The sequence below is a fragment of the Propioniciclava sp. genome (assembly GCF_029977985.1).
Lineage (GTDB): Bacteria > Actinomycetota > Actinomycetes > Propionibacteriales > Propionibacteriaceae > Propioniciclava.
The window spans coordinates 1-5,767 of record NZ_JARKOT010000284.1; the positions used below are offsets into that span (position 1 = coordinate 1).

General features: G+C 69.9%; 4 protein-coding genes. 3 read left to right on the top strand and 1 reads right to left on the bottom strand.

Annotated features, from left to right (window positions below):
• Positions 1-260 precede the first annotated feature (260 nt).
• From Q1K57_RS15075 to Q1K57_RS15085, 3 genes are read left to right on the top strand one after another with little or no spacing between them, the layout of a single operon-like run.
• A complete protein-coding gene (locus Q1K57_RS15075) occupies positions 261-899 on the top strand; it encodes a TetR/AcrR family transcriptional regulator (protein ID WP_300084121.1) in 639 nt (212 codons plus the stop codon).
• Entirely contained in the window at positions 899-2,632 is a 1,734-nt protein-coding gene (locus Q1K57_RS15080) for an ABC transporter ATP-binding protein (RefSeq protein WP_300084123.1), read from the top strand. The genes Q1K57_RS15075 and Q1K57_RS15080 overlap by 1 nt, the downstream gene beginning before the upstream one ends.
• Positions 2,629-4,632 (top strand): ABC transporter ATP-binding protein, encoded by a 2,004-nt coding sequence (locus Q1K57_RS15085; RefSeq protein WP_300084125.1) that lies wholly within the window; start codon positions 2,629-2,631, stop codon positions 4,630-4,632. Before Q1K57_RS15080 ends, Q1K57_RS15085 begins: the two co-directional genes overlap by 4 nt.
• 139 nt (positions 4,633-4,771) lie before the next feature.
• On the opposite strand, the gene Q1K57_RS15090 is transcribed toward Q1K57_RS15085, so the two are convergent.
• Positions 4,772-5,524, bottom strand: coding sequence for a VIT family protein (locus Q1K57_RS15090; RefSeq protein WP_300084127.1), 753 nt, complete (start codon positions 5,522-5,524; stop codon positions 4,772-4,774).
• Between the last annotated feature and the right edge of the window lie 243 nt (positions 5,525-5,767).

Consider the following 5,767-nt stretch of genomic DNA (forward strand, 5'->3'; position numbering starts at 1 on the left):
AGCCGAGCGCTCCGAGGAAGCCCGCGAGCGCCGCCCCGGTGAACCATTCGCTGCCGCCGAGCCCGTCGAGGATCCCGTCGAGGAAGTCGTCGAGCACGAGTGTGAGCAGCAGCAGCACGACCCCGATGGCCCCGATCCACAGGAACAGCGTCATGGTTCACCTCCTTCGTCTCGGGCAGCCTATCCGGCCCGCGGCAACTGGCGGCCGCGGCGTCCGAACGGATTGTGAGTGAGCGCTCACTCACCTACAGTTGCTCCTCGTGACCCGAGCTCCACGCATGTCGACCGACGAGCGGCGTAAAGCCCTCGTGGACGCCACCCTGCCGCTGCTGCGCGAGCATGGCACCGACATCTCCACCCGGCAGATCGCCGAGGCCGCCGGCATTGCCGAGGGCACGATCTTCCGCGCCTACGATTCCAAGGACGACCTCATCGCCGCCTGCCTCACCGAGGCCGTCTCCTCCGACCGCTTCGCCGCCCAACTGGACGCCGCCCGCGCGGACTCCCTGCGCGAAACGGTCACCCGGCTGCTCGCCACGCTCGATCGCCATCACCGTGACGTCAAGGCCCTCCTCGTCGCTTTCCACCCCAACTTCCTCTCCGCCAGGGACGCCGCCGGCGCCGGCCCGGCGTCCGACGGCCCAAGCGGGGCGGACGCCGCCGCCCAGGGTGCGTGCCGGCGTCCGGACCCGGCGGCGATCCGCCGCGACCGGGTCACCCAAGTGAGCGCGCTGCTCGCCCCGTTCGCCGCCGAACTCGCCACGCCGACCCACGTGGCGGCGTCCTACTTGCTCGCTCTGTCCTCGGGCTACCACCACCCGATGGTGGCTCCCCAAGACATCCCCGATCCCGCTCTGCTCACCCAGCTCGCTCTGCGCGGCCTGACCCGGGAGGCCTGATGCTGCTCAAGCTCCTCCGCACCTACCTGCGCCCCTACGGGGCCAACATCGTCGCGATCGTGCTGCTCCAGTTCGGGGCGACCGTCGCGGCCCTCTACCTGCCCACCCTCAACGCACGCATCATCGACGACGGGGTGGCCCAAGGCGATATCCCGACCATCTGGTCCCTCGGTGCTGCGATGCTCGGCGTGACCCTCGGGCAGATCGTCTGCCAGGCGGGGGCGATCTACTTCGGCGCCCGCACGGCCATGGGCTTCGGCCGGGACGTGCGCGCGGCGATCTTCTCCCGCGTGCTGAGCTTCTCCACGCGCGAGGTCAACACGTTCGGCGCGCCGAGCCTGATCACCCGCAACACCAACGACGTGCAGCAGGTGCAGCAACTCGTCATGATGACGGCGTTCATGATCGTGCAGGCGCCGATCATGATGGTGGGCGGCATGTTCATGGCGCTCCGCGAGGACATCGGCCTCAGCTGGCTCATCGCCGTCGCCGTCGCCGTGCTGGGCGTCATCATCGTCACCATCCTCATCCAGGCGCTGCCGCTGTTCCGCGCCATGCAGACCCGCATCGACGCCCTCAACCGCGTCCTGCGCGAGCAGATCAGCGGCCTGCGCGTCATCCGGGCCTTCGTGCGAGAGCCGCACGAGGCGTCCCGCTTCGAGCAAGCCAACTTCGACGTCACGGACGCATCGCTCCGCGTCGGACGCCGCATGCTCACCCTCTTCCCCGTGGTGCAACTGGTGATGACGGCGTCCAGCGTGGGCGTCATGTGGTTCGGCGGCCTGCGCGTCGACGCCGGCGAGATGCAGATCGGGCAGCTCACGGCGTTCCTGCAGTACCTCATGCAGATCCTGATGAGCGTGATGATGTCGACGATGATGCTCATGATCGCCCCGCGCGCCCAGGTGTGCGCGACGCGCATCCAGGAGGTACTGGGCACCCGGAGCTCGGTCGTGCCGCCCGCCCAGCCGGTCGGCGACGTGCTCGCCCACGGGGCGGTGTCGCTGCGCGACGTCAGCTTCGCCTACCCCGGCGCCGACGCCCCCGTGCTCAGCAACATCACCTTCGACGTCACGCCGGGCACCACGACGGCCATCATCGGTTCGACCGGCTCGGGCAAGACGACGCTCGTCAACCTCATCCCGCGCCTGTTCGACGCCACGTCGGGGGCCGTCGAGGTCGATGGCATCGACGTCCGGCGGCTCGACCCCGAAGTGCTGTGGAACACGGTCGGCCTCGTGCCGCAGCGTCCTTATCTGTTCAGCGGCACCGTGGCGTCCAACCTGCGGTACGGCAACCCCGAGGCGACCGACGAGGAGCTCTGGCACGCCCTCGAGGTCGCCCAGGCGCGCGACTTCGTCGAACGCATGGACGGCCAGCTGGACGCACCGATCGCCCAGGGCGGCACGAACGTCTCCGGCGGGCAGCGGCAACGCCTGTCGATCGCGCGGGCGCTCGTGCGGCGTCCCGACGTCTACCTGTTCGACGACAGCTTCTCGGCGCTCGACGTGGTCACGGACGCCCGCCTGCGGGCCGCCCTCAAGCCCGAGACCGCCGACGCCGCGGTCGTCATCGTCGGCCAGCGCGTGGCCACGATCGCCGACGCCGACCAGATCGTCGTCCTCGACGACGGCCGCATCGAGGGCATCGGCACCCACGAATCCCTGCTCGCGACCTGCCCGACCTACGTCGAGATCGTCGAGTCCCAGTTCAAGGCGGAGGAGATGGCATGAGCGAGTCCACGCCCACGCAGAACCGGATCACCGAGGCCGCCGAACGGCCCAAGCACGGCCCGCAGGTGCGCGGCCACGGGCCGATGGCCCAAGGTCCGGCCGAGAAGGCCATCAACTTCGGCCCGTCGTTGCGGCGCCTCCTCGGCACCCTGCGCCCCGAGATGCCGCGCATCTGGCTCGTCATCACGCTCACCGCCGTCGCGGTAGTGGGCAACGTGGTCTCGCCGCGCGTCCTCGGCATGATGACCGACCTGTTGTTCGCCGGCCTGGTCGGCAAGAACCTGCCGGCGGGCGTCCCGCTGGAGACCGTCGTGGCGCAGCTGCGCGCCGCAGGACAGAACACGTTCGCCGACATGCTGAGCGGCATGGACGTGACGCCCGGCCAGGGCGTCGACTGGGCGGCCGTCGCCCAGGTGGGCTGGATCGCCCTCGGCCTGGCCGTGCTCGCGGGGGTCGTGGCGTGGGCGTCCGGCTGGATCCTGAACGACATCGTGCAGGGGTCGGTCTACCGGATGCGCCGCGACGTGCAGGCCAAGCTCGACCGCCTGCCCCTGAGTTACTTCGACCGGCAGCCGCGCGGCGAGCTGCTGAGCCGCGTCACCAACGACATCGACAACGTCGCCACCTCGCTGCAGCAGACCTTGAGCCAGCTGCTCAGCAACCTGCTGACCCTCGTCGGCGTCCTCTTCATGATGTTCTGGGTGTCGCCGGTGCTGGCCGTGATCGCGCTCATCGCCGTGCCGGTGTCGCTGGTGGCCGCCATGACCATCGGCAAGCGCGCCCAGGGCCGCTTCGCCGCCATGTGGAAGTCGACCGGTGACCTCAACGCCCAGATCGAAGAGGCCTACACCGGGCACGCGCTCGTGAAGGTGTTCGGGCGGAGCCGCGAGGTCGAGGCGTCCTTCAAGTCCGACAACGACAAGCTCTACGAGGCCGCGTTCGGCGCACAGTTCATCTCGGGCCTGATGATGCCCGTGATGATGTTCATCGGGAATCTGTCCTACGTGGCCATCGCCGTCGTGGGGGGCATCCGGGTGGCGTCCGGGCAGATGAGCCTCGGCGACGTGCAGGCGTTCATCCAGTACTCGCGCATGTTCACCCAGCCGATCACGCAGGTGGCGTCGATGGCGAACCTGCTGCAGTCGGGCGTGGCCTCCGCCGAGCGCGTCTTCCAGGTGTTGGACGCCGACGAGCAGACCCCGGACGCCGCCGGCTCGCTCCCTGCCCTCGTGCGCGGGCGGGTGGAGTTCGAGGACGTGTCGTTCTCCTACAGCCCCGACAAGCCGCTCATCGAGCACCTGTCGCTCGTGGCCGAGCCCGGCCGCACCGTCGCCATCGTCGGGCCGACCGGCGCCGGCAAGACGACGCTGGTGAACCTGATCATGCGGTTCTACGAGGTCGACGCTGGCCGCATCCTGATCGACGGGGTCGACGTGACGACCATCCCGCGGGCCACGCTGCGGGGCGAGATCGGGATGGTGCTGCAGGACACATGGCTGTTCGGTGGGACGATCCGGGACAACATCGCCTACGGGCGCCCGGGCGCGACGGAGGAGGAGATCCGGGCGGCGGCGACAGCCACCTACGTGGACCGCTTCGTCCACTCGCTGCCCGAGGGCTACGACACGGTGATCGACGAGGAAGGCTCGAACGTCTCGGCGGGCGAGAAGCAGCTCATCACGATCGCGCGGGCCTTCCTGGCCGATCCGAGCATCCTCATCCTCGACGAGGCCACCTCGTCGGTCGACACGCGCACCGAACTGCTGCTGCAGCGGGCCATGGCGGCACTCCGGTCGGACCGGACGTCGTTCGTCATCGCCCACCGCCTGTCGACCATCCGGGACGCCGATGTGATCCTGGTCATGGAGAACGGCACCATCGTCGAACAGGGCAACCACGACGAGCTCCTCGCCGCCGGCGGCGCCTACCACCGCCTGTACATGAGCCAGTTCGCCGGGTCGGACGCGGAAGCGGACGCCGACGCCGCGCTGCCCCGGTAGGGGGCCGCGCACTCCCCCTCCGGCCCTGCGCAGGAGTTCCCGGCGTGTGCGGGTGCGTGCTGCGAAAGGAGTGCCCCAGCACCGGTTGCGCAGCACGGAACTGCACACGGTGCCCCTGCCGCACGGAAGGGGTGGCGGATCAGCCGATCTGGGTGCCCACCAGGGCGCCGATGCCGTACGTGATCCCCATGGCCAGCAGGCCACCGAGAATGACCCGGACGATCGCCTTGGCCGGCTTGGCTTTGCCGACCTTGGCGCTGAAGTAGCCGGTGAGGCTCAGCGCGAGGACGACCGCCACCGCCGTCGCCGGCACGCGCAGCGTCGCCGGGCTCAGGACCATCGCCAGCAGCGGAACCAGTGCGCCCACCGTGAACGCAGCCATGGACGCCCACGCCGCGGCCCACGGGTTCACCAGTTCCTCGGGATCGATGCCCAGCTCGGTCTCCGCGTGGGCGGCGAGCGCGTCGTGCGCGTGCAGTTGCGTGGCCACCTCGAGCGCGAGTTCGGGCGTGAGGCCCTTCGCCTCGTACAGGCCTGCGAGCTCGGCGAGTTCGGCGTCCGGCATGTTCTCGAGCTCCCACACCTCCTTGGCGATCAGGGCCCGCTCGCTGTCGCGCTGAGCGCTCACCGACACGTACTCGCCCACCGCCATCGACAGGGCCCCGGCCGTCAGACCCGCGATGCCCGCGATCAGGATTGCCAGCGAGTCGGTGGTGGCACCTGCCACGCCCATCACCATGCCGGCGATGGACACGATGCCGTCGTTGGCGCCGAGCACGGCGGCCCGCAGCTTGTTCAACAGGCTCGAGTGAGATCCGGCGGCTGCCTCGGCACGCTGGTAGGAGGCGGCGTCCACGACGGTGGCCGGCTGGGGGGCAGCGGTGTCAGTCATACCTCGATGGTCCACCCCCTGGGGGTATGGCACAACGAAGGAAAGGCAACCCTACGGCCCGCCGGATGGAGGCCGGCGGCGTCCCTCACTCGGCAGGGACAGGCCCGCGCAGGCGCTCCCAGACGTCGCGCCGGTCGTGGGGTTCGAGGTCGGCGAGCATGTCCTCGATGGCCGCCGTGTACAACTCGACGCGGGACTGGGCGGGCAGGTACAGCCAGGCGCGTCCGTCGAGCTGGCGGACCA

Bases quoted from the DNA above. Each gene is read 5' to 3' on its own strand.
- Q1K57_RS15080 (WP_300084123.1), top strand. From the start codon at position 899: ATGCTGCTCAAGCTCCTCCGCACCTACCTGCGCCCCTACGGGGCCAAC.
- Q1K57_RS15085 (WP_300084125.1), top strand. From the start codon at position 2,629: ATGAGCGAGTCCACGCCCACGCAGAACCGGATCACCGAGGCCGCCGAA.
- Q1K57_RS15090 (WP_300084127.1), bottom strand. From the start codon at position 5,524: ATGACTGACACCGCTGCCCCCCAGCCGGCCACCGTCGTGGACGCCGCC.